We start from the raw sequence: 24,603 nt of genomic DNA on the forward strand, positions 1-24,603 counted from the left end.
TGGGCGTCCCGCCCGTCCACTCATGACGGGCGGGACGCCCATCCCACAATAACAATTAAAATTATAAGTTATTTAATTCGCGATCCTAATGGAAAATGGCTAAGGGAGCCTTTATACCATTTTAGATTTTAGATTTTAGATGAGAAAATAGGGGATGACTGATGACTGTCACGGTTGGGATCGCGGACCTACAGTTGCATTATTTTTAACTGGTGTTAGTAGAAATAAAACTCAACTATGAACTGAGAATATATAGCTAGAAGTTTTTTTTCAGATTTCGGTATTGTATCGGATTGTCCCCAAGCTATATTAAAATGATCGAGTTGTAGATTTTGAATTTTAATTATTTATGCGTATTTGGCAAGCCGATTTTTACCGCCGCCCTCTCCAAGACGAAACTGGTAAACCACTGTGGGAACTCTTAATTTGCGAATCGGAAGGCAGTTTTCAATTTAGCGCTGTTTGCAGCCAGGGGGACGCAAATTCTAATTGGCTAGCCTCGCAGTTGCAGCAGCAAGCTCAAACCCAGAATTTGCCAGATTTAATTCAAGTATTTAGGCCTCAGTCTCTGGGCTTAATTGAGGCTGCGGGCAAAGTTTTGGGTGTCAAGGTGGAAGCGACTCGCCGCACTGCTGCTCTCAAATTGCTGCTGCAACAACGCGCAAAAGAATATTTGAGTATGCCTAATTATACAGGTGAAACTTACAGTGCGATCGCCCTTGACTCGCCGCCGCCCGTACCCTTACCCGAAAACCTCTGGGGCGATGGCTGGCGTTTTGCTTCCCTACCCGCCGGCGACATTGAAGATGCTTTCCAAGGGCGTCCCTTGCCAATTTTGGAAATGCCAGAATTACTGTTACCGCTGAATTTGGGCTTGGCCTCAACAGTACCCGTACCGGGAGTTGTTATTGACGGTGGACGCCAGTCTATGCGCTTGGCTAGATGGCTTCAAGATGCCAAACCTTTTGCTTTGAATTATATTGCTGGAGAACCAGACGGATTGATATTGGAAGCTGGGTTAGTAGATAGGTGGGTTGTGGCTACTTTTGAAGATAGCGAGGTGAAAGCCGCGGCCCAAATTTACCAACAGCGCAAGCAATTAAGTAAAGGATTACATTTTTTGTTAGTCCAGCCCGATGATAGTGGCATGACTTATACAGGCTTTTGGCTGTTGAATCTCGATCGATAAGATGTAAATAATATTATTTGTGATGTTGATAAATCGCTCGCCGAAAAATAGTAAAACAGCGCTCGAACGCAGTTTTAGCAGATACAGACTCAGACACAAATTTTCAAACAGCTTGTTGAGCTCGCAAGAGATAGTGCTGCAAATTTATTCTACAACTAAAATCAAGCCGTTTTGGATGCCCTGACAAACTCGGTTGATGTGACACTGGTCTTTTTCGTTCAGACCTTTCTGGGCTAGCATTGCTGATTTCAGCAGCCGTCTGTCAAGGGGGGTAATTTGACGGAAAGCAAAGATGCGATCGACGATCGCCTCGATCGAGATTTTGGGGAGGTTAGCAGAGCTGACTGTCATGGTCTTCACACGCTAAAAGTTGATAACAGAACTGTGTATCTTTATTTTTAAAGATTTTGTGAAGCTACTTAGTGATTAAGATCACATAATTTTAGTGACAAAATAGTGTATGCAGGGTGACTTTTGTCACGAAATCTTTAATTATCTTTACGTCAACTTAACTCTGGCCCGATAGAATCACTGTGGTAAAACTCAAGCAGAGGGTAAAAATGGCACAAGCAAAAATCGGAATTATCGGCGGCAGCGGTTTGTATAAAATGGAGGCCCTCAAGGATATTGAAGAGGTGAAAATTGATACACCTTTTGGATCGCCATCGGATGCCGCAATTGTGGGAACATTGGACGGTACGCCGGTAGCATTTTTGGCTAGACACGGCCGCAACCACACTTTTTTGCCCTCAGAAGTGCCGTATCGCGCAAATATTTATGCAATGAAGAGTTTGGGAGTTGAGTATTTAATCTCAGCGTCGGCGGTTGGTTCCCTGAAAACAGAGGCGAAACCTTTAGATATGGTAGTGCCGGATCAGTTTATCGATCGCACAAAAAATCGAGTTTCTACCTTTTTTGGAGAAGGAATAGTCGGTCACATCACATTCGGCGATCCGGTTTGCGGCGAATTGGCTAAAGTGTTAGCAAGTGCGATCGAATCCTTGAACCTCCCCGACGTTAACCTCCACCGGGGCGGCACTTACGTCTGCATGGAAGGCCCCGCATTTTCCACAAAAGCAGAATCAAACCTTTACCGCAGTTGGGATGCCACAGTCATTGGGATGACAAATTTGCCGGAAGCAAAATTAGCTAGAGAAGCTGAAATTGCCTACGCAACTTTAGCATTAGTCACAGACTACGACTGCTGGCATACCGAACACGACAGCGTAACAGTAGAAATGGTAATAGCAAATTTGCACCGAAATGCAGAGAATGCTCAAAAAGTCATTCAAGAAACAGTCCGTAGACTAACAGAAAATCCACCTGTTTCTGATGCACATTCTGCGTTGAAATATGCAATTCTGACTCGGCTGGATCAAGTGCCGGCCTCAACTAAGGAGAAAATGGGTTTGTTGTTGCAGAAGTATTTGTAATTAGTCATCCGTTTCGCGCCAGTAAATGCCACAATCTTGAGCTAGCGCATACTATCCGTCGGGGTCATGTCAACTATCTAATCGTGAAAGTAATTTTACGAGCAGTTAATGACCCCGATAAATGATGAATAATTGCTATAACTTCCTCTCGTGTGAGAACAGTTGGCATAGAACGACTTCTTTTGGGCCGTACTGTATCAACTTGTAAATCTAATTCTAAGTTTCGGCTTTTTGTGACTTAGGAGTTGACTATACGAAAAATTTCGCTATAATAAATATTTGGCTTGCTTAGTCTAATAAAACAGCAATCTCTATCAATTTTAGGTACGAAGGAAAAGTCACATTGGATTTCACACCACAAGTTAGGAATACAGCAAACTAGCCAGATATCGATCGGTGTGATTGAATAGCTCGTGAAATACATGGAGTCAAAAACGTGCCAGATAGTCACAATATTAATGAAGTAATTTTTGTAGAGAGGGATACTCAAATTTTCAATATCCCTGACACTAAAACCAGGCTTTCAACACTGCAAAATTATTTCTTCCCTCGGCTAGAAAAGTTACTGCGTTATACCCTTGATGTTGTGGCGCAAGTCTACGATGTGAATCCATACGAGAGAATGACTTTTGCCTACTCTCCAAGTCATCGAGATAAAGCAAAGGAGAACAAAGACTATGGCTTTGTTCATATTGGAATTATTGCAAAACGGGGTGACAAACCGCTCAAAATTCTCAAGAGAAATGGACAGCCATTCTTTCATCATCCCACTTATCTGACGTTTAAGGTATTTCCTAGTGGAACAATTCATGCTGAGCTAATGCCATTTCGTCAAGGCGTAGATGATGCTTACGTGGCAAGAATTTCCCAACTCGTCGCTAAGTATAGCGAGGTTTTAATGCCACTATTATCGGTAGCACGTATTTCACATACGACGTATAATCCTGAATTTGAAGTTCTGCCTCTTCATCAGGCAATTGTGCCTGAAGAAGTAGGGTCAGAAGCTATAAGGTTGATATCACCAAAATACTACTTTCCTGTCAGTCCAGGGCGAGGATTGTCTGAACTAATTATTGCATTCATCCTCTTATATGCTTTAGCAGAATCATTTATTTTTATTGGTGAAGGACGAGAACCTCAGCTTGAAAATAGGCTTGAGCAATTCAAAGAATTTTATCTCGCTTTTAAAAATACCGAAAATGACATAGAAACAGAAGAAAGCGAGGAAGAAGATTTCGATTCTTCAAAAATGCCTGAACTAGACAGTTATTCTTTTGTGAGAGCAGGTAAATGGTGGGCTGTACTTGCTAGAGATAAATGGAAATGTCTTAGCTGTGGTAGATCGGCACGGGAAGATGGAGTTTTATTGGAAGTTGACCACATTATCCCCCGTTCAAAAGGTGGTTCTAACGATATGAGTAATCTACAAACTCTTTGCAAACAGTGTAATATTGGCAAAAGTAATCGAGACAGCACAAGACTTTGTGTGACTTCTGATGAATTGATAGATCGAATGTAGATAGCGTAATTTTTCGGCGCGTGACTTTTATTAGTCATCAGTGATAAATTTGAAATAATTTGTGGTCACGCAGCCTAGAATTACAGCTATTAACTTATCAACTGCTTGAATGCCTCGTGTTCGCGAAACATCGGATTTTAGCAATGCCGAAGCGATCGCTAGAACTGTTGGCCGTAGAAAACCAGCAGAATTTCCTATTTAGCAATTCAACTTTTCAGGAAAATATCCAAACTGTTAGCGGCGATCCCGCTTACAAACTTTTCCTCGGCTATCATACTCCTTGGTGGCACGAACTAGATATTCATGGTGGTACTTCGGCTACAGATTTGCCGATGTAAAAGTGTTACTACTTCGGTACAGAAAGCGCCCAAGGGGGCGATCCAAACAATCACAACTCCCTATTATTAAGTCTGTTTCCTGATAATATTGCTGCGGGTTTTTGGCGAACGATGGCCTATAATCCAGATAACCCAGAAAAACGTCCAGCTTTTCGCGGAGAACGAGGCGAAAAACTGGAATTGAGAGCTTTTCTGAAAAGTGATGGTTCTATTACCACAGACCCCTTAGTTCCTTCTCAGGATATGGTACGGACGGCCCAGCAACAACTCAAAGCCCTACACAATTTAGCAGATATTCCAGAACCTTATACCGCCCTTTATATCGACTGGCAAAAAGATCCCTACGGGGGAGGATGGCACTCTTGGAACCCCCGCTGTCAGCCCTGGGAAGTGATGAAACAGATGCGGCATCCGATTCATGCTGCTAATGTTTATGTCTGCGGCGAAGCCTATTCAAATATGCAAGGATGGGTGCAAGGAGCGCTAAATAGTGCAGAATTAATGTTAGAAGAAAACTTTAAGTTTAGTCGGCCTGAATGGTTGCCACCCAATTATGATTTGGGGTCGTAAAATTCATTTTACTGTTTCCCAGACCGCCAGGGACTTAAGTCCCTGGCTAATAGCTAAAGTCCTCTGAACAGGACTGAAAAACTCATTCTACCTCGACTATATTTCTTGTGAAACAGGCATCTTGCCTGTTCAAAACTCGCTTTTTTGGAGATGTCTATTAGTCCTCTTTGAGAGGACTTTCGCTATTAGACAGGGAATTCATTCCCTGGCGGACTGACGGGCGGACGAAAGAACTGGGCGGACTGACAGCTTAAGTTGACACCAACGGAAACTAATCACCGACTCCCCAAAATAAACTCTCCCACCGAAGATTCGGCAAAATAATCGCATCCTGCTGCTGCTGCAAATAACTCGGAATTTCCCCCGCCCACCCCCGACGGCGCCAGATTCATTGCTGTTGCCACTAAATACATCGTTTGATACAAAATCCCAACGTGCTTTAATATAAGACTATAGGCCATTGATTCATAGCCCCAAGTTACTCTCGAAAAGCGAGAGGATAGCAGAATTAAAATCTGTGGTTCTACCTCTATCTGTACTGACAATCCTGCACTTTTTAGCAATGCTTCTACCTGCTTTGTTTTCCCAGAAATTTTACAAAGTTGGTGTTCTTCGGGTGCATAATAATACAAGCCAGCCTCAATATTTTCACAGGAATTGATAGCAGTATAAATCTCTAAATCGTAGCAAGCGCCTCCGGTTGGATAAGGTCTATTGCTGCAATCCATGTTATCTCTGGGGACAATCTCGCGCAATCTCGCGGAACGATAGAGGAATTCTCCCAATTGTTCGACAGTAATCGGCTTTTCTCCATGTTGCCGAATGGATTTTCTTGATTCTAAAATTGCTGTAAACGGTGTATCTGTTTGTTTCAAACTGTCGATGTCGGGTTTATAAAGATTAATAATCTCGTTGGATGGTTTGGCTTTGAGCACGGGTGTCGGTTCGATTTGTCCTAAAAATCGAAAGGTTTTGCCAATGAGATTAGAATGGCGGCCGCCGCGACTGCGGGAGTGAAATAATAAATCGTGAAATTCCCATTGAGTTAGAGTTTCGCTTTGTTCTACGCTGCTATTGTTGTTAACAGGTGATAGCATTTCAGCGGTTAGCAAAAAGCTGAGAAATAATCGGGCGGTGGCTTCAGAAATTCCCGGAATTTTGGTTAAATCGGATATGGCTTTAGGTTGCGAGACTTCGTTGATTAAAGCTGCGCTGCGCCAATCCTTGAGAATGATTTTGGCTTTGGAAATGGGGGATTCAACAACTAGATGGGATTTTTCTGAGTGACAATAGGCAAAGCGCGAAAGTTGGTATTGACTATCAGTAACTATTTCAGATAATTGCCATTTATAGGGTGTGGCTATGGGGACGGCTGTAGCGATCGCACTGCCGTCTATTTCTAAGGTATGGTAAACTAAACCCAGGATGACAAATTGTTCTAGGTAGTAGTAGAATTTAGCGAGGGCGGAACTGCCATCGGTAGAAACTACCAGTTGAGTTAGGGCTGTTTCGGTTGCGCCTGCGGTAGAAATAACTTTAATCGCGGCGACAATTCCGGGAGAGAGTTTGTTGAGGTTAAAGTCGATGTAGGGGGCTTTTAAAATTAAGCCTTTTTCGGCATCCTCAATTATAGAAATTTCTGGCTTAAAAGTTAGGATGATTTGGGGGATGGTTTCACTCATAATTAAGCTTAAAAGAATATCGGGAATGGGTTGATTTGGTGTTCGGGGATGGGTGCATCTAGCCAGCCTAATTTCACGGGAATGTCATAAAGTCGCCCTGCTGCTAAGCGTTTCCAAAAGTGCCGCATTCCTGGTACTATAACTTTGACGACATTTAAGCCAATGTCTGGCCGGGTTTGATCTAAAACAAAGGTTTCTAAGCCTAATGTTTCAGCTATTTTTACGCACTTTTCAACGTCGGCTTTTAAATCATCGCTGGCTAAGGGGGGATAGTCAGATAGTAATTTTAAAGGTTGGGAAGTATCGGGCGTTAAATAAGATTTATTTTCTAGGGTGGCGGTTTTGTACCACTCAACAGTGAGGCCGTCGGAAACGCCGTAATTGGTGCTACCATCGCTGTTAAAGGTTAATACTGCGGGTAAAGATTGATTGACTTCTGTTAAAGCGCGAGATAGGGCAATTTTGGGATCGAAATGTGCGCCAAAACCAAAAATAATGTCTTCGATTTCTCTGTCGATGCGGTGAGAAAGGGCGGCAAAAACGGGGATGTTAAAATCGTTGGTGAGGTCTAAAACCCACAGAGTGCGGTCTATACTTTGATAATAGTTACTGAGTTCTTGAATGTAGGAATCGTTAAAGCTATCTAAATCAACAGCGGGGACTTTAACCCGATTGTACCACCACAAAGCAACGCTATCTCGCTCCACTAATTCCATAAACCCTTGCAAAATTGCCTCTTCTTTGGTATTGCCGGCGGCGGCACCGTTGGAGTCCGCCCAACAGTCGGGTTTTTCGGGTTTGGGATAGCCGTAATAACAGTAAGCTGTGGGTAAATATTTGACTCGTTGATGAGTTAATGACCAAATTGGTGTCCAGTCAATTTCTCTGCCGGCATCGAAGGGTTCGGGGACTCTTTGAAAGAAGCTTTTACAGGTTCTATTCCAGTCGTGGCGAGTGCTATATTGTACTTCACTAAAACCCATGCAATCATTGGGGTGAATTGCGGTTTCTCCCATTGTTTGATAGCTGCCTTTTTGTCGAATCTCGTCGCCTTGAAATACGCCGGAATATCTCTCAATGGCTTCTCCCAAGGCGCTGGCTTTGGCTTGTTCGTCGGTTTTGCCTTTGCCGGCACTTCTGCCCCGTAAGTTTTCTTTGAGGAAGTACAAGTCATCGAACATCGTAGCGAAATTGTGGCCGGCTAAGTAGTTCGGTGTTAAAGCATTGGCTGTTTGGGGAACTTTGAGTAAACCGCGCACAACTCCGGTTATGGGACTGATTTGGCTGTCAAATTTTTGCAGGGTTTCGGTTGGGGAAAAGCCGCGATGTCCGCCATCGGCGGTAAAGGTTTTTTTCTGGCTTTGGAGGACAAAGGGCTGGATTTCTTGGGGCGGAAGTAGACCGCATTCGGGGCATTGGGGGCGTTTAGTTATGGTGTGATTGGTGGTTTTGAGGGTTTTGGTGTCAAAGGTAATTATTGTATTTTCTAAATTTTTATTTTCGCCTTGGACAATCCATTTTGCTAGTTCTGTGGCGGCTAAATTTAAACCCATTTGTAAGGTGGAAGGTAGGTAAGATGGGGGATTTAATAAGGGTTTTGAGTAGTTATTTTGACGCTGGATGAAGCTTTGGGTGGGGCGATTTGCTCTCAGGCGTTGGGCGAGACATTCCCAGCAGGCGGTGGTTTCGGGGTGGAAAATCGGGCCGATCGCAATTGTGGAACTTGTAGGTTTGACGAGTAGCCAAGGTTGGCCTGTTTGAAGGGATTTTTGGTTGAATTCTCCCAGTTCTGGTTGCAGGTAATCGTCGGCTATGATTAGGGTGATATCTGCGGTGGTTGAGACTTGAATACCGAGGGTTTCTAGGGCGCTAATGCAAGTTTCTGCTGGGATTTGGCTGTAGGAAATGACGGCAACTTTCAGGGATTGCAAGCGGGATGCGGCTTGCTGGGGGGAGATGTTTAAGAGAGTGTAAAAGGCGGCGGTTTCTTCGGGGAGGGATGTGTCGTTTTCGATGAGGTGGCCTTGTTTTTCTAGCAGGGCTAGGGTATAGTAAATTTCTGCGGGTGAGGCTTGATTTCGCAGTTTGGCGACGATTTCATCGGAGGTATTGTGGCCGTCGATTAAGGGGGTTAATAGTTCGTAAAGGTGGCCTGAGAGGACGAAGGAATCTGACTCGGAGATCAGGAATACTCCTACCGATTTGATGATTTCGACGGTGAAGCAATTTTTAAACTTTGGTTGGTAGAGCATCCTGAATGGTGTTTAATATAATTTTTGAATAGATTTTAGGATAATATCAAAGCCGGGGCGAGTTCGCTGAGATACTTGATAATTATTAACAAATGATCTTAACATACAACCGACAGTCCGGCTGGGGTTAAAACCCCTGCCTCATAGCGAAAGTCCTCTCAAAGAGGACTAATATCATGTCCGATCGCACAATTACAATAAGTTAGGTTTGTATTACTAGCGATCGACCGGACATAATATTATCAGCAGTTACCCGAACCCGATCTAATCAGTTCTTCAGTCCTCTTTCAGAGGACTTTCGCTATGAGACAGGGGTTTCAACCCCTGGCGGACTGCCGGGTGAGCGAGAGGACTGCCGGACTAAAAGCTTAAGTTTCTGTAGGGTGCGTCGCTGTGAGAAGTTAAATGGAACTTGTAGATTGACTGGTGGCGACGCACCTTACCTACGACAAGATTGTGTGTACCATATATACATGGAATATGCTGTATCTCGATCGCAACTTTGATACCTATTTCCCAAATACTAGCAACAGAAAACCACAATTCGTTCGTTTCATCAACTATTTGTACGATCGCCTCCTCATTCAATCTTTTTCGTTTTAGCCCGATCGATATTTACGGTTTCCATACTCTTAAAAATTTAAATCTATAAATTAACTATAGTCGATCGCCCGAAAAGCTAATTCTCATCGAGAGACCCCGCTGTGACTATAGAGTTCCACTTAACCAAGCCTGCGCGATCGCCTTTGACATTTCCTGTTCGCTCGCCGTCAAATCTTGTTGCAAAACTGACATAATTATATTCCTCTGTTAGATCAACCTAATCTTGTTCTGGCAATTAATGCCGATACAGTACAACAGCCTCATCCGCTTGTCAACTGCGGAAACACCAACTCTTCTGAAGCGGCCCCGCTGCGAGTAACAAGCGGGGCTAAAAAACTGGCAAGCTACCGATGCAGCTTGGGGGAAGCTAAAGGGACTTTAGCAACTGAGCCGAATAATTCCGCCTGGGAATCTTTCAGACCGTCCCTCAAGCCAACGGCTAATCTCTGCGTCTGTCAGATTATCGGGTTTGGGAGGCAGGGGCATTTCGTAAATCACTGTCTCCCCTTCAGTACCTCGAAGGACGGGAACTGCATCGGGAGCCTGATTTACTTGGACTTCTACGAAATCTTCCAAAATTAACCCATTGTCTCGCAGCGTGGCTGCGGGCTCGTTGAGTAGCCGATTATATAAAGCTTCGTCCAACCATGCTTGACCAATCAGTCGGGCTATTTGTGTTTCCCAACTTCTCCAATCCTGGGGAAAAGCCATAATTTTCTCCTAGCTCCCTTTTGCGGGAAATATAGATTTTGCTGTTATTGTATAGCAGATGCGTTCTCTACAGTTTCGATCCACAACTACTCACCGCGCCCTGGCTTACTGTCGGCAAAGCCCAAGGCTTCAGAGTCTAGAAAACTGGCGATCGCCCTTTTTTGAGAAAGAGAAATAATATCATTTCCCTTTGACTGGGAATTGTATCATCCTAAAAGCTGTAGGGGCGGGTTCGCCAACCATAATCGCCAAAAACAAACAATCTCGAAAACCCGCCCCAGCCAACGAACAATCATCATCCACATTGTAATATTCGATGCAAATTTATGGTTAATGTCGGCGATTGGTGGGGTTGGGCGGGTTTATTTAGATTGTTGGTTATCGTTATATATTGTTGGCGAACCAGACCCTACAGCTTTTTGAGCGTGGTGCAAAATGTGAATTTTTACGGATTTTCTTGATGATACAGTGGTTTTCACTCCCGATAGGTTAATATCACTAACAAGTACAATACCAACTAGCGCACGGACTATGCTCGGACTTAACGGATATCGCATTGTACAAGAACTTCACAGCGGCGTAAAAAGTTTGGTTTATCGAGGCTACCGCGAAGCAGACCAGCAACCCGTTATCGTCAAACTCCTTAAATCCGAGTACCCCACTCTGGAAGAAGTCACCCGCCTCAGAAATGAATACAAAATTGCCCAACCCCTAGACAGTTCTAGTATCACCAAAGTCTATAGCCTAGAAAACTATCGCAATAGCTTTGCCCTAATCTTAGAAGATTTTGGCGGCTCCTCTCTCGACCAGTTACTTACTAACCAAACCTTACCTGTAACAGAAGTTCTGAGAATTGCCATTGTCTTAATAGATGCCTTAGATTATTTGCACCGCCATTCGATTATTCACAAAGATATTAAACCGGCTAATATTATTATTAACTCTACCACAGGCGAAGTCAAACTCACTGACTTTAGCATATCCTCCCGCCTGCAACAAGAAAATCAATCTGTTAGCAACCCCTCGGAACTAGCGGGTACTCTCGCCTATCTCTCCCCAGAACAAACGGGGCGAATGAACCGCTCCGTAGATTACCGAACCGACTATTATTCTTTAGGAGTGACTTTATACGAACTGCTGGCGGGTCAGTTACCTTTTGCCACGGTCGAGCCGATGGAATTAATACATTGTCACTTAGCTAAACAGCCTTTACCACTTTGTGAAATTAGAGAAATTCCCCAAGTTATTTCTGATATCGTCATGAAACTCTTAGCCAAAACCGCAGAAGAGAGATATCAAAGCGCAGCGGGATTAAAATTTGACTTAGAAAGTTGTTTAAATCAGTTGCTTGCTACGGGAACAATAGCACCTTTTGCCATTGCCACCCGCGACAAAGGTAGCCAACTCCTGATTCCACAAAAACTTTACGGCCGCGAACAGGAAGTAATAGAATTACTAGCCGCCTTTGAAAGAATTAGCCACTCGACTCTTACCCCGACATCTCTAACCCCCAACCCCCTTACTAAGGGGGCTTTAGAACCAGCAGAATCCCCTCTTACCCCAACACCTCTTACCCCCCCCTTAGCAAGGGGGGCCGGGGGGGTTCAAAACCATGCTTCAGAAGCAGAATCCTCCTCCACTCTTACTCCCCCCTTATCAAGGGGGGCCGGGGGGGATCAAACCGAGGAATCAACTCTTACCCCTTCCCCTTCCCCTTCCCCTTCCCCTTCCAGCAGCGAAATGATCCTAGTTTCCGGCTATTCCGGCATAGGCAAAACCGCCATTGTCAACGAAGTCCACAAACCCATAGTCCGCCAACGCGGTTACTTCATTTCCGGCAAATTCGACCAATTTAACCGCAACATTCCCTACTCAGCCATCATCACCGCTTTTCAAGCCTTAATTAACCAATTACTCACAGAAAATGCCGGACAAATTGCCAGTTGGAAACATCAACTCTTAGATGCCCTCACCCCCAACGCCCAAGTCATTATTGATGTCATCCCCGAAGTAGAATTTATTATCGGTTCGCAGCCAGAAGTGCCACAATTAGGGCCAACAGAATCACAAAACCGCTTCAATCGAGTTTTTCAACAATTCCTCAAAGTCTTTTGTCAGCCCCAACACCCCGTTGTCCTGTTTTTAGATGACTTACAGTGGGCAGATGCAGCCTCCCTGAAACTGATGCAACTGCTGATGAGTGACTCTGACAGCCAATTTTTGTTAATTATTGGAGCATATCGCGATAACGAAGTCAACCCCACTCACCCTTTAATTCAAACCTTAGAAAAAATCCGCGAATCCGGGGCAAATCTCAACAACATCACCGTCCAACCTTTAGCCATCAATCATGTTAGCCAACTGATTGCCGATACTCTCAATGAATCGGCAGCCACAAGACGCATTCAATCCTTTTCACAACTCCTATTTAGCAAAACCCAAGGCAACCCCTTCTTTTTAACCCAACTGCTGAAAACCCTCGCCTTGGAAAACCTGCTGCATTATGAAGCCAGCAGCGATAAATGGCAATGGGATATCGAGGCAATCCAAGCCATTGGCATTACCGATTTAAATGTGGTCGAACTCATTGCTAGAAACATTCAAAAGCTACCAGAGGTTACTCAGAAAGCCTTAAAACTTGCCGCTTGCGTTGGCAACACTTTCAACTTAGATGTTTTAGCCATTGTCAACGAAGCATCAGAATTAGTAACGGGGGCGCAGTTGTGGCCAGCGCTTCAGGCGGGTTTGATTTTGCCCCTGTCGGAAGCCTACAAAATTACCCTGGTATTTGCTGAGTCGGAATCTGAATCAGTGCGGCTGCAAGATGTGAAAGTAGATTACAAATTCTTGCACGACAGAGTGCAGCAATCTGCCTATTCTTTGATTCCCGAAACCGATAAAAAATCAACTCACTTCCAAATCGGTCAATTGCTGCTGCAAAATACCACAGCAGAAGAACGCAAAAACAATATTTTTGCCCTGGTTAATCAATTGAATTTTGGCATAGAGACAACCACAGAAGAATTACCGCTACTAGCTACCCAGTCAGACAAAAACCTGTTAGCAGAACTTAACTTGATTGCAGGTCAAAAAGCTAAAGCATCCGCAGCTTTTGAAGCGGCGGTTAATTATTTTAATATCAGTTTGGGACTGCTGGCTGCCGATAGTTGGCAGAGTGATTATGACTTAACGCTGCCTATTTATGTGGAAACCGTAGAATCTGAATATTTAAACGCCAATTTTGAACAGGCAGAGCAGCTTTTAGAAATTGTGTTACAAGAAGCAAAAACGCTTTTAGATAGGGTGAAAGTTTACGAAGTAAAAATTCAGTCTTATATTTCTCAATATAGGTTTTCAGAAGCAATAGAGACAGGACTGGAAGTTCTGGAAAAATTGGGAGTATCGCTGTCTCAAATGTCGGAATCTCCCGGAATTTTGATTCAGGCAATTTTAAGAAAACTGGCAGAAGAAAACAAACAAATTGAGGATTTAGCAGACCTTCCCGAAATGACCGATCCTTATCAGTTTGCCACAATTTTGATTCTTTTAAAAGTTAATCCTGCTTCTTATATGACGAATCCTGCATTAGGATATCGGCTTTTATCTGCAATGGTAGATATCTGTTTAAATTACGGCAATCCTCCTTTAGCTGCTAGCGTTTACGTTAATTATGGTATGTTTTTGAGTGCTTTTGGAGATATTGACTCAGGATATAGATTTGGTCAGTTATCTTTAAGATTGCTGGACCAATTTAATGCCCAAAAAATAAAAGCAATTGTTCTACAGTGCTTTAACGCATTTATTAAACACTGGAAAAACCATGTTAGGGAAACCATAGACTATTTGCAAGAGGCTTTTAATAGTGGGTTAGAAACCGGAAATTTAGAGTATGCCGGCTATGCAATTTTGAGCTATCACGAGCATAAATTGTATTTGGGAGGCGACTTAGAATCTCTAGAAGCTGAAAGTCGAGAATATCTTTATTTGATTCAAAATCTTAAACAAGATTATTCTATTGAAGGTTTAAATAGGATTCGGCAGTTTATTTTGAATTTGCTGGGTCACTCAAACCGACCAACTGAGTTAACTGGTGATGAATATAATGAAAAAGTTTTTATTAAAGCTGCATTACAAATGAATAACTATTTTAACTTATTTTTTTTATACTATTTTAAAACCCTCCTTTCATATTTATTTAAAGAACCAGAAGCGGCAGTTGAGAATGCTCGAGAATCAGATAAATATAAAGCACCTGCTGGCAGTCTGATGGCTACAGCACAACTCAACTTTTACTACTCCCTCAGCCTCCTCGCTCAATATCCCCACGTCAGCGAAACCGAACAGACAGAATATCTCGAACAAGTAGCCACCAATCAACAAACAATGAGATATTGGGCTAACAATTGCCCCGCCAACTACCAACACAAATACGAGCTAGTAGAAGCCGAAAAAGCCCGAATTTTAGGAGACTACCCCGCAGCCCTCACCCTCTACGATGCGGCCATCACCGGAGCCAGAGAACAGCAATACACCCAAGAAGAAGCCCTCGCCAACGAACTCACCGGCGAATTTCACCTAACTCGCGGCCAAGAAAACATTGCCCGCTTCTTCCTCCTAGAAGCATACTACTGCTACATCCGCTGGGGAGCGAAAGCCAAAGTCAAAGACTTAGAAACCCGATATCCGCAATTCTTCGCCAAAATCAACGCTCAAAAACCCCCAGAAACCAGCCTCACCTTAGCCACCATCATCACCAGTACCGGCAATTCAGAAGGATTTGACTTAGCCTCCGTCTTCAAAGCCGCCCAAGCCATCTCCAGTGAAATAGTCCTCAGTGAATTGCTAGCAAAACTAATCAAAATCGCCATAGAAAATGCCGGCGCACAAACCGGATATTTGCTACTCAAACACTCAAACACATTCACCATAGAAGCCGTCGGACAAGTGGAAGGCGACAACATCACCCTCTCACAAATCCCCCATCTGCCCCTCCCCGAAATCCTCCCCATGAGCGTCATCAACTATGTTGAAAGAACCAAAAAACCTGCCGTCTTAAACAATGCTACCACCGAGGCAATGTTTGCCGCAGACCCCTATATTGTTGCCCATCAAACCAAATCCATACTCTGTACTCCCATCATCAATCAAGGTCGCTTCATGGGCGTAGTTTACTTAGAAAACAACCTAGCAGAAAAAGTATTTACCCCAGCGCGAATAGAAGTTTTAAAACTCCTATCTTCCCAGGCATCTATCGCCTTAGAAAATGCCCAACTTTATCAAACCCTAGAACAAAAAGTAGAAGAACGCACCGCACAATTAGCCCAAGCTAATAAAGAAATATTGGTTTTGAACCAACGGCTAAAAGTAGAAAACCTTCGCATGAGTGCCGAACTAGACGTAACCCGCCGCCTGCAACAAATGATTTTGCCTCAACAGCAGGAATTAGAGTCAATTGCAGGGCTAGAAATTGCTGCATTCATGGAACCGGCTGATGAAGTTGGTGGCGACTACTACGACGTACTAAATCACGGCGGTAAAGCCACCATTGGGATCGGCGACGTGACAGGACACGGTTTAGAAAGCGGCGTGTTAATGATTATGGCGCAAACAGCAATTCGCACTTTGCTGGTTCACAAGGAAACCGACCCCGTTAAATTATTACAGACAGTCAACCAAACGCTTTTTGATAACGTAGAGCGCATGGATTCCGGTAAAAATATGAGCCTTTCTTTGCTAGAATATCGGGACAACACCCTGCATTTGAGCGGACAGCACGAAGAGGTGATTGTCGTTCGTGACGGCGGCGAAGTAGAGCGGATTGATACCATCGAGTTAGGGTTTCCCATCGCCTTGGAAGCAGATATTGCCGATTTCATTGCTTCTACTGAAATACAGTTGAATTCGGGGGATGTTGTCATACTCTACACAGATGGAATTACCGAAGCTTTTGATATGAAGAAAAATCAATACGGTATCGAGCCATTGATTGAAGTTGTTGTCCTTAACAGGGAACTGTCAGCAGCAGAAATCAAGCAAGCGGTTATTGACGACGTGCGACGATACATCGGGGAGCAAAAAGTATTTGATGACATTACTTTGGTAGTAATCAAACAGAAGTAATACTAATTCTCTAAAATCGTGCAACACTCTTCGACCCCCCCTAGCCCCCCGCTGCATTGCGGGGGGAAGAAGAATACTGTTGCATTCTTTTTTAAAATTGGTATTACAGCAGATTCCACGCTTATGAAGTACCCCCGCCTAGCGTCATATCTCCGTAGGGAAACGGCGAAAACCTTTGTCCCTACATTCCATAAACCTGGAATAGGCTGTATGTATTTTCCCACTCATCTACTTAGTTCCGATCAATTAATCAACTGCTTGAATGCGTCGTGTTCGCGAATCTTCTCCAAATCAGCTTCACTTTTTGCCAACTCTTTACACACATTGGGATTGAGATTGAGGGCGCGCTTTAAATTTTCAATGGCTAATTCAATTTTACCTTGTAGTGCATAACATCGGGCTTTGTTGTACCAAATTCTGTAAAAGTCAGGCCGGATTTTAGCCGCATTGTCGTAGGATGCGATCGCAGCTTCGTATTTTTGCAATTTGGAGAGTGCAACGCCTCGATTGTTCCAAGCGTCAGTATAATCATTTTTAATTTGTAGGGCTTGATTGTAAGAAATTACTGCTTGTTCGTACTCCTGCATTTTGGAAAACGCAACGCCTCGGTTGTTCCAAGCATCGGCATAATCGGGTTTGGCTTGAATTGCCTGTTCGTAACAGCCGATCGCCTCCTGGTACTTCTGCAACTCCAACAATACCACGCCTCGATTGTTCCAAGCGTCGGGATAATTGGGGCGAATTGTAGTAGCTTGTTCGTAGGAGGCGATCGCCTCTGGATACCGCTGCATTCTCGTGAGCACTACTCCTCGGTTATTCCAAGTATCGGCTAAATCCGGCTGAATTTGCAGGGCCTGATCGTAAGCGGCGATCGCATCTTGATAACGGTTTTCAAAGAAACAAGCATCTCCCTGTTTAGCATAGTCGGCGGCCGTCAATAGCTGTTGGTAATTGCCATAGTTAACCGGAGCAAATTCTTGAATTTGGGCATCGGGGAATAAAAGGTCTGTTTCTGCCTCTGCCGAGTGATTTTGGTGTTGAATTTCGCCTAAGATAGTTTCAGCGTCGGAAATTAATAGTTTTAATTGAGAGATTGTATCGTAATGGAGACTTTCAATTTCTTGGCGGGCAATTGTTGTCTGCTTGGACAATTTGCTCAACAGAAACCAAACCCCGACTCCGGCTGCTGCCGGAAACAAAGTTAGGGCAATTACCAGCCCGTTAAGCAGTACCGCCGTGCGCCCGAAGGCAATGTCAACTTCTTCTTGAACTCGATCGCGAATTTCTTCTTTAAGTTGCTGCTGTGAGAATTGCTGCTGAACCAACAGTGCCGCCGTCGGTTCAGATGCAAAAACGGTATTGGCGCAGACTAGAATAGTCAAAAGGGCGATCGGGCTAATACTTTTTCTAAAGATACTTGACAAACGCATTGCCTTAGTGATACGCACCTGAGTTGCGATTTCCATGTGTCAAGAGATGCTGATAACGATGATCCCAGACTAGCCCATTTGTTCACCAAAAAATTGGGTTTGAAGCCCCGTCATAAGCTTGACGGCTTTAATTATAAAACTTTGTTAAAATATCTAATAAATCCTCAGCTAAAGTTTATAATTTAGACAGGCAAGTAAGAACAACCATCTACGTGTTGAAACGATTTCATAAGGTGAAACTCCTGGGTTGGATCGCTACTCGGCAATGCCGAGCCTGTCCAAACACGTAATAGTGAGTCGTTGAGCGTACCTAACTGGATTATTGATGGAATCAGAAAGCGATCTAAAAACAAAAGTAAGCGCAACAGCAATACTTCTCGTCCAAGTAGTTGTTTCGAGCGTGTAGATGCGATTTGACAGCGCGTTTAAGACTTAAGTCTTAAGAATCTCCGTGGCTTTAGCCCGGAGAGTGTCAAACGTTAGTAGCTTTGACACAGGATACTGTGATTTTGGAGTTTAAGGAAGGGCCTTACGACGTGGGGGCTGATAAAGACTTTTTGGCAAGTTTTCCTGCTGAGGGAACTGCGGCGGCGCGAGAATTAGTCCTGATTTGGGAAGCGGAATTTAACAGTTGACTGTTGAGAGTTGACAGTTGGCTTTTGACTGTTGACTGTTGACTGTTGACTGTTAAAAATCTAAAATCTAAAATCTAAAATCTAAAATCTAAAATCTAAAATCGATGGGCTGTTGACGGTTAAAAACCTAAAATCTAAAATCTAAAATCTAAAATCTAAAATCGATGGGCTAATTACTAATTACTGATGAATCTAATTGTCGTCATTCGATTGTATAAATCCGGGGCGGTGCGAATGATTTTTCTCAGGATCTCATCCGTCACCCAAAAGACGAGGGGAAAGGAAAATTTTTTGCTGAATTCGCTGCATAATAGGTTGGTAGAAACGAGCAATCGATCGATCGGCTCCACTGATTCCAAACCGAGGAGCATTAAAGCTGGAGGCTTTTCGCCATCTATTTCTGCTGCGATTGTCGTGTAGAGAGTTGTCGCCGATTTGGGCAAAAACAGTTGTCGCGGTTTCACGGGACAATTTACTTGCAGTCGATCGACTATTTGCTGCCGCAAAGCCAGCGAGTTGCAGTTGACTAAAACGAAAGAAAAGTAACCTTGGGAAAGACGGAGAGTCCGAATTAAAGTTGAGAACGACCGCTCGTTATATTTAGCTGAGTCGTACTTAGCTGAGTCGTACTTAGCTGTATTTTCTGAGCTTTGCTCGACAAACATAAATTGCATATTTTTTATCTAGTTTTAGAGATTTTCTAGATTAAATGATGTTTCTAAAGAAAATGTGAAGATCGGAAATTTATTTTTTCCTTTAAAAACATTTGGGTCACTATACCACGGTTTTAAATTAATATCAATAGTCCGAGCGAAATATTCCGAGCGATAGATTTGGCTTGAAGCACTCAAAAAGAACCTGCGACGGCACAACACAAGTATAGCCACTGCAGAACGAAGAAGCATATTTGGCAATGGTTTCAGCAATTAATAACGTTCTAAATATTTGGCACAATTGCTAGATTAAATGTAATTTAAAATACCAAAAAATTACCTAAAATTCTCAGCCAGGGGCAAAGTAAACCAAAAACTTGCCCCAGCACCGGGAGTGCTAATTACCCCTATTTGGCCGCCGTGAGCACCAATAATTTGCCGACAAAGATATAGACCCAAACCCAAACCAACGGAGTGTCGGGATCGATCGCCCCTAACGTAAAGGTCAAAAAGATGTTCGCACTGTTCCGGCAATATTCCCGCCCCGTCATCTTTCACGGTACAGTAAATCATCCTACTTCCGGGATTGGGGATTGGGGATTGGGAATTGGTAATGGGGGATTGTGGATTAGTAATCGGTAATTTGTCGATGTTTTGTTTTGCTGTGCTTTGATTTATAGTTAATTTTTCCCCATTAATTACTTGAGCAGAAACAGTTAAATTCAGTCCCGGAAAATTGTGTTTCAAAGCATTAGCTATTAAATTAGAGAACACACGCCACAACTGAGTTTTGTCCGCATTCACGGCTGGCAAATCATCCGGCAATAAATTTTTAAAAGTAGCTTTACCCTCATTCATTAAAGGTTCCAAATCTGTCGCAGCAGCTTCAACTATCGCTTTCAAGTCAACCGATTCGCAGTGCAAAACCAAACCGCGCAATTCCCCGGCGTGAACTTCCAACAGCGAATTTATCAAGCGCAATTGCTGCTCGCTACCTTGAATCATCCGCTCCAAAATAGAACGGGGAATTGCGATCGAATCCCCGGTTTTCGTTTGCCAATTTTTCAGTACCATTAACATTCCCGCTACCGGGTTTCGCAAGTCGTGAGAAAGAGCGTGGATAAACAGCCGTAGCGATTCTTGTGCTTGTTTGCGCTGCGTGATATCCTCAATTAAACCCTCATAATAAAGCAGGGCGCCGCTGCTGTCTCGTACCGCCCGCGCCTTCTCGGAAATCCAGACAATACTGCCGTCACAGCGGTAAATTTTAGATTCAAAATCCGATACTGTGCCGCTTTCCTCGATCGATCGCAAAAACTCATTTCTGCGAGCCGGATCGACGTACAACTGCCGCTCAATATCAGTAAACTTTGTCGTCACTTCTTCCGGGGAATCGCAGCCGTAAATCCGCGCCAAAGCTGGATTGGCAGTAATATAACGACCATCGGGAGTGCTTTGAAAAATCCCCTCGCCCGCATTCTCAAAAATGCTGCGGTACTTCGCCTCCGCCGCCTCCAACTGCTGGTAAGCAGATTCCAACTCACGCCTGGTACTAAACTCTTTCCGTTGCAGACATTCGTACCAATAAACCGACAAATCGCAAATCAAACAAAACCAAAACAAATACAAGTACAACCCGGTCAACTTAAAAGCAGTATACTTAGCAAAACTTAGATTTAAAACCAAATTTATCCCGACGTGGCAAAACAAAACGCCGAGTTGAGAAATTAGGTGGAGGCGCCAGCGGACGGGCATCAGCGTAGCTTGGATCAGAAACGCTAAACTCCAGGTAAAAATTGGTAAGTCCCCGACTTGTGCGACAGCTAGCCCAATCTGTACAACCACCGTCAGCGACCACGAAAAACCCAAAAATAGCAAACCGGGATAGCGCTGTCCAAAGGAGGTTTTTTGCAATACAAAACAGGTCAACAAACCCAATTCTACAGCAGCGCTAGTGTACAAATAAACACTTTCAAACTCCTGGCGAGCTAAGAATCTTTCGCCCACAAAATAGACCGTTATTGTGAAGGCAAAAAAGATGGCAATTCCGACAGCAGGGCGCAGCCGATCTCGGAGGAAGCGATCGCGCCACACCTCGTAAGCTGTTAATGCCTGAACTGATTTTGCCTTGCCCAAAGACTTCATATCATTTTAGATTTTAGATTTGAGATTTTAGATTGACAAAGATCGATCGTCCGAGTTGACAACAGGTAGCGAAAACCAGAAAGTCGAACCACCGCCGGGAGTGCTTTCGACGCCGATCGAGCCGCCGTGAGCTTTGATAATTTGCTTGGAGAGGTACAATCCCAAACCCAACCCTGTTAATTGTCGGCTATTAGGGTCTTGAACGTAAAGTTCAAACAAAGATTCCCGCTGTTTGGCGCTGATTCCCACTCCATTATCTGTTACAGTACAGCGAACCATTTTTACGGTGACACCCGGCAATTTGCTGCCGATATTGCCAATTTGGCCCTGATAGCGGGGCATTTTGCAACTGCCGTCGAGGTTGAATTTGGCCAGGGTTTCCTGATTTTTCTGGGTGGTTTCGCCCATCCTAGGACGATCGCCCGCAGCAGGTATCCGGTTAGCGATACAGCGGGCAATCTGAGTAGTTGGAGATGTTAAAGCCTGGGAATTTTCTTCATAACTTAGCGCTGTTTCAACTTCAATTACCTCGGCTTTAAAAGTTATATTGACTCCCGGAGGATTGTGTTTAATAGCATTAGTCAACAGATTTTCTAGCACCCGCTGCAAGTGTTGGCGATCGGCATTGACTTGTGGCAAATCCGCCGGAATTTCAAACGTCAAAGTTGCTTGATTTTTGGCCAGCATCGGTTCTAAATCGGCAACAATGGCTGAAGCTAAAGACGGCAAATGCAGCGGTACAGTATGGAGAACAATCCCTTTCACCTCGCTAGCGTGAGCGTCGAGCAGGGTATTAACCATAGTCAACTGGTGTTCGCTGGCCTGAACGATGCGCTGCAAAATCGATCGAGAAACCGGAACATCTTGTAGAGAGTCAGAGGGCGATTTGTTGAGCAAATTTTTCAGCAGTATTAACATTCCCATAACAGGAGTGCGGAGATTGTGAGAAACTGCGTGCAAAAATAGGTCTTTCAGGCGGTTGCTTTCTTGCAACTCGTGCATTTTTTGCTGTAGTTGGCGGGTGCGTTCCTCCACTTGAGATTCCAAGTTGGCATTGAGAGCTTTTACCTGCTGCAAAAGTTGGGCTTGCTGTAGAGCGATCGCCACTTGGGTAGCGAGTTTTTCCAACAAATCAATTTCAAATTCCTGCCACTGGCGGGGCCCGGAACACTGGTTGACGGCCAAGATCCCGAACAATTCATCCCCCAGGAAGATCGGCACATTTAACGTCGCTCTAATTTGATAATCGCTGTACAATTGGGCAATTGGAACGCTCTGTTGAACGCTAGCAGTATCGGAGATAGCTCGGACGCGGTTGTTAGCATAAAAAGTTTTCTGGTTTTCGAGCTGATTCTCGTCAGCGAGTACCCACCCCAAAAGAGAACGGCATTGGCCTCCCACAGACTCAGCCACAACCTTACCGTACACCGGGCTAGGAAGATTTACCCCGTCCGTGTCCACAATACCGATGAAAGCGCGGTCTGCCTTGAAAAATTGCCGGACTTCGGCAACAGTAGTATTGAGAATTTCTTCGAGGTCGAGGGAGTTGCGAATTCGCAGGGCGATTTCTGAGAGCAAGCGATCGCGATCGGAGGACGCCCGCAAAGCGGTTTCCGCGCGGTGGCGTTCGGTAACGTCTTGGACTGTGGCGGCGATCGCCCCTGACTCAATTGCCGACTGTTCGCAGACAGTGCGTTCGGAGCCATCTGGCAGCACAATTCGGTAGTTAATGCAATAGGCTTGGCGTTCCAACATAGCTTGGCGCTGCGATCGCGCCACCAATTCTCTGTCTTCTGGATGTACAGCTTGCAAAAAAACGGATGGTGTCGGTTTGACAGTTCCAGGAGCAAAACCCAAGAGGCGGTAAAGTTCGTTTGACCACCGCAATTCGATATGGGATATATGATGTTCTGCGGATTCTTGGCAGTTGTAAGTTGCTGTGAGGGCGGCGCAATTTAAATCCCAATTTCCCAACTGAGCGATGCGCTGAGCGTTGGCTAAACTAGCTTCGCGATCGCGCAGCCGGGCCGCCGTGCGGCGCACCTCAAAGAGCGCTTGCTGGCGTTCTGCTACGGCGGCGGCCAACATCAGAGCCACAAGGGCGATCGTACCGGTAAAAGCTTGTAAAAATAAAACCGCCTGTTTGAGATTATCGCTTTTGGCCAAAAACGGGCCGCCTCCCTGTACTGCTCCCCAAATCGCGATGTAAGAGACGATCGAATAAGCAAAAATCGCTCCTGCCGGTTGAAACCGCAGAGCGGCCCAAACTATCAGAGGAAAAGGCAGATACTCCAGCGGATACAGAGCGATAGCCGCTTGTGTTTTTGAGCAAAAAAACAGCCAGCTCACGCTCAGCAAGAGAGTCAGCCAGAGCGCGATTTCGGAATAATTAACAATTAAAAATAGAAGATTATAGCGGTTTGACTTTGCCGAAAATCTCCTGGAATAATTTGTAACTTGTGATGGGTAACTGTCCCAGTTAAAAAATGTTTTTAAACTTGAAATAATCCCAGGTTTTATCTCACATTTTACACCATTATCAAGGACAGGCAAGATGCCTGTTCCACAAGAAAATTCATCTCTTGTGGAACAGGCATCTTGCCTGTTCCTAAACAAGTAATTGAGAATAATGAAACATCTCAGTTTGAGTGGAAATTTAAAACTGTTAACCGCGTGGTTCAAAGTCAGGAGCACAGGCGTCACAATCAAAATTCCCATACCGTCTCCCAGCCACGTAGTCCACCAGTTGCGAGAGAAATTGCTCCACTGAGCCCAACCAAAAATGCACGTACCCAAGTTGCCGAGGATAGAGCCTAGTAAAGTAGACCCGATGACAGCCCCCGCTACTAAAGCCAGAACATCTCGCAGTCGATCGAGTTTAGTAGAAAATCCGCTCCAAGTCAGCAAAGCCTCTCCAGCCAGCGCTTGCAGGGTGACGCTAAAGGCCGATGTGGCAATGACAGCCGACGGTACACCGCCGGTAGAGTTTAACAGCACTGAACCGAGGACAATTCCCGGCCACATCCGTCGCCCTTGCAGTAGCAGTGCCGCTAGAGCAATACCGGCGGGCGGCCACACGGGGGAGGCTTCGGCTTTCACCAGTCCCAGCATCGACGCTGCGAGTTTTCCGGTAACAAAGTAGGCCAGCGCCAGGATGCCGGTGTACAGAAGCGTTCGAGTGCGGCGGTTGAGCAGTTTCATGTTTAGGTGCGATCGAATCCTCCATTCCTAGTTTTTAATTTAGGCGGCCGATCGGCGATCGAACTTCCTCCTGACGACTCACCTGACTGGGGGAGTTGACTGTTGACTGTTGACTGTTGACT

General features: G+C 44.6%; 15 protein-coding genes. 7 read left to right on the plus strand and 8 right to left on the minus strand.

The features are described 5' to 3' along the window. Positions 1-349 precede the first annotated feature (349 nt). Positions 350-1,189 carry a Tab2/Atab2 family RNA-binding protein gene (locus QUA88_RS24400; protein WP_333053877.1) on the plus strand — a complete coding sequence of 280 codons (840 nt, stop codon included), beginning with the start codon at positions 350-352 and terminating at the stop codon, positions 1,187-1,189. A 144-nt stretch (positions 1,190-1,333) separates the two neighbouring features. Here the strand turns inward: QUA88_RS24400 and QUA88_RS24405 are convergent, their stop codons facing one another. Continuing rightward, positions 1,334-1,540 carry a hypothetical protein gene (locus QUA88_RS24405; protein ID WP_333053879.1) on the minus strand — a complete coding sequence of 69 codons (207 nt, stop codon included), beginning with the start codon at positions 1,538-1,540 and terminating at the stop codon, positions 1,334-1,336. Between the two features lie 209 nt (positions 1,541-1,749). Here QUA88_RS24405 and QUA88_RS24410 point away from each other — a divergent pair, with 209 nt between their 5' ends. The 4 genes from QUA88_RS24410 (at position 1,750) to QUA88_RS24425 (ending at position 5,049) form a co-directional block, all read left to right on the plus strand. Continuing rightward, positions 1,750-2,622: an S-methyl-5'-thioadenosine phosphorylase gene (locus tag QUA88_RS24410; RefSeq protein ID WP_333053880.1), complete on the plus strand. Its 873-nt coding sequence runs from the start codon at positions 1,750-1,752 to the stop codon at positions 2,620-2,622. A gap of 436 nt (positions 2,623-3,058) precedes the next feature. Next, positions 3,059-4,141, plus strand: a complete 1,083-nt coding sequence (locus tag QUA88_RS24415) for an HNH endonuclease (protein ID WP_333274269.1) — start codon at positions 3,059-3,061, stop codon at positions 4,139-4,141. A gap of 59 nt (positions 4,142-4,200) precedes the next feature. Beyond that, positions 4,201-4,479, plus strand: a complete 279-nt coding sequence (locus QUA88_RS24420) for a hypothetical protein (protein WP_333053883.1) — start codon at positions 4,201-4,203, stop codon at positions 4,477-4,479. A gap of 111 nt (positions 4,480-4,590) precedes the next feature. After that, positions 4,591-5,049 carry an FAD-dependent oxidoreductase gene (locus QUA88_RS24425; RefSeq protein WP_333053885.1) on the plus strand — a complete coding sequence of 153 codons (459 nt, stop codon included), beginning with the start codon at positions 4,591-4,593 and terminating at the stop codon, positions 5,047-5,049. Between the two features lie 275 nt (positions 5,050-5,324). On the opposite strand, the gene QUA88_RS24430 is transcribed toward QUA88_RS24425, so the two are convergent. The 3 genes from QUA88_RS24430 to QUA88_RS24440 all read right to left on the minus strand — a co-directional run bounded on the left by QUA88_RS24430 (position 5,325) and on the right by QUA88_RS24440 (position 10,297). After that, positions 5,325-6,731 (minus strand): SagB family peptide dehydrogenase, encoded by a 1,407-nt coding sequence (locus QUA88_RS24430; RefSeq protein WP_333274273.1) that lies wholly within the window; start codon positions 6,729-6,731, stop codon positions 5,325-5,327. Between the two features lie 8 nt (positions 6,732-6,739). Next, positions 6,740-8,983 (minus strand): TOMM precursor leader peptide-binding protein, encoded by a 2,244-nt coding sequence (locus QUA88_RS24435; protein ID WP_333274276.1) that lies wholly within the window; start codon positions 8,981-8,983, stop codon positions 6,740-6,742. Positions 8,984-9,964: 981 nt separating this feature from the next. Beyond that, a complete protein-coding gene (locus tag QUA88_RS24440) occupies positions 9,965-10,297 on the minus strand; it encodes a hypothetical protein (protein WP_333053888.1) in 333 nt (110 codons plus the stop codon). A gap of 531 nt (positions 10,298-10,828) precedes the next feature. Here QUA88_RS24440 and QUA88_RS24445 point away from each other — a divergent pair. Beyond that, positions 10,829-16,417 carry a protein kinase domain-containing protein gene (locus QUA88_RS24445; protein WP_333274279.1) on the plus strand — a complete coding sequence of 1,863 codons (5,589 nt, stop codon included), beginning with the start codon at positions 10,829-10,831 and terminating at the stop codon, positions 16,415-16,417. A gap of 242 nt (positions 16,418-16,659) precedes the next feature. Here QUA88_RS24445 and QUA88_RS24450 read toward each other — a convergent pair whose 3' ends face one another. Next, the gene (locus QUA88_RS24450) at positions 16,660-17,883 is read right to left on the minus strand and encodes a tetratricopeptide repeat protein (protein WP_333274282.1); all 1,224 of its coding nucleotides are present in this window, start codon (positions 17,881-17,883) and stop codon (positions 16,660-16,662) included. Between the two features lie 452 nt (positions 17,884-18,335). On the opposite strand from QUA88_RS24450, the gene QUA88_RS24455 reads away from it, so the two are divergent. Then, positions 18,336-18,482, plus strand: coding sequence for a hypothetical protein (locus QUA88_RS24455; protein WP_333053892.1), 147 nt, complete (start codon positions 18,336-18,338; stop codon positions 18,480-18,482). A 176-nt stretch (positions 18,483-18,658) separates the two neighbouring features. Here the strand turns inward: QUA88_RS24455 and QUA88_RS24460 are convergent, their stop codons facing one another. The 3 genes from QUA88_RS24460 to QUA88_RS24470 all read right to left on the minus strand — a co-directional run bounded on the left by QUA88_RS24460 (position 18,659) and on the right by QUA88_RS24470 (position 24,481). Then, complete coding sequence (locus QUA88_RS24460; RefSeq protein WP_333232756.1) at positions 18,659-19,156, minus strand: hypothetical protein; 498 nt, start codon at positions 19,154-19,156, stop codon at positions 18,659-18,661. 315 nt (positions 19,157-19,471) lie between these two features. Next, on the minus strand, positions 19,472-21,280 hold the full coding sequence (locus tag QUA88_RS24465) for a PAS domain-containing sensor histidine kinase (protein ID WP_333232754.1): 1,809 nt from the start codon (positions 21,278-21,280) through the stop codon (positions 19,472-19,474). 27 nt (positions 21,281-21,307) lie between these two features. Continuing rightward, on the minus strand, positions 21,308-24,481 hold the full coding sequence (locus tag QUA88_RS24470) for an MASE1 domain-containing protein (protein ID WP_333053895.1): 3,174 nt from the start codon (positions 24,479-24,481) through the stop codon (positions 21,308-21,310). Positions 24,482-24,603: the final 122 nt, after the last annotated feature.

The organism is Microcoleus sp. D3_18_C2 (genome assembly GCF_036702395.1).
Lineage (GTDB): Bacteria > Cyanobacteriota > Cyanobacteriia > Cyanobacteriales > Microcoleaceae > Microcoleus.

Excerpts from the sequence above, each read along its gene's own strand:
- QUA88_RS24445 (WP_333274279.1), top strand. The coding sequence starts at position 10,829 with ATGCTCGGACTTAACGGATATCGCATTGTACAAGAACTTCACAGCGGC.
- QUA88_RS24460 (WP_333232756.1), bottom strand. The coding sequence starts at position 19,156 with ATGCAATTTATGTTTGTCGAGCAAAGCTCAGAAAATACAGCTAAGTAC.
- QUA88_RS24440 (WP_333053888.1), bottom strand. The coding sequence starts at position 10,297 with ATGGCTTTTCCCCAGGATTGGAGAAGTTGGGAAACACAAATAGCCCGA.
- QUA88_RS24430 (WP_333274273.1), bottom strand. The coding sequence starts at position 6,731 with ATGAGTGAAACCATCCCCCAAATCATCCTAACTTTTAAGCCAGAAATT.
- QUA88_RS24405 (WP_333053879.1), bottom strand. The coding sequence starts at position 1,540 with ATGACAGTCAGCTCTGCTAACCTCCCCAAAATCTCGATCGAGGCGATC.
- QUA88_RS24435 (WP_333274276.1), bottom strand. The coding sequence starts at position 8,983 with ATGCTCTACCAACCAAAGTTTAAAAATTGCTTCACCGTCGAAATCATC.
- QUA88_RS24410 (WP_333053880.1), top strand. The coding sequence starts at position 1,750 with ATGGCACAAGCAAAAATCGGAATTATCGGCGGCAGCGGTTTGTATAAA.
- QUA88_RS24450 (WP_333274282.1), bottom strand. The coding sequence starts at position 17,883 with ATGGAAATCGCAACTCAGGTGCGTATCACTAAGGCAATGCGTTTGTCA.
- QUA88_RS24470 (WP_333053895.1), bottom strand. The coding sequence starts at position 24,481 with ATGAAACTGCTCAACCGCCGCACTCGAACGCTTCTGTACACCGGCATC.
- QUA88_RS24425 (WP_333053885.1), top strand. The coding sequence starts at position 4,591 with ATGGCCTATAATCCAGATAACCCAGAAAAACGTCCAGCTTTTCGCGGA.
- QUA88_RS24400 (WP_333053877.1), top strand. The coding sequence starts at position 350 with ATGCGTATTTGGCAAGCCGATTTTTACCGCCGCCCTCTCCAAGACGAA.
- QUA88_RS24465 (WP_333232754.1), bottom strand. The coding sequence starts at position 21,280 with ATGAAGTCTTTGGGCAAGGCAAAATCAGTTCAGGCATTAACAGCTTAC.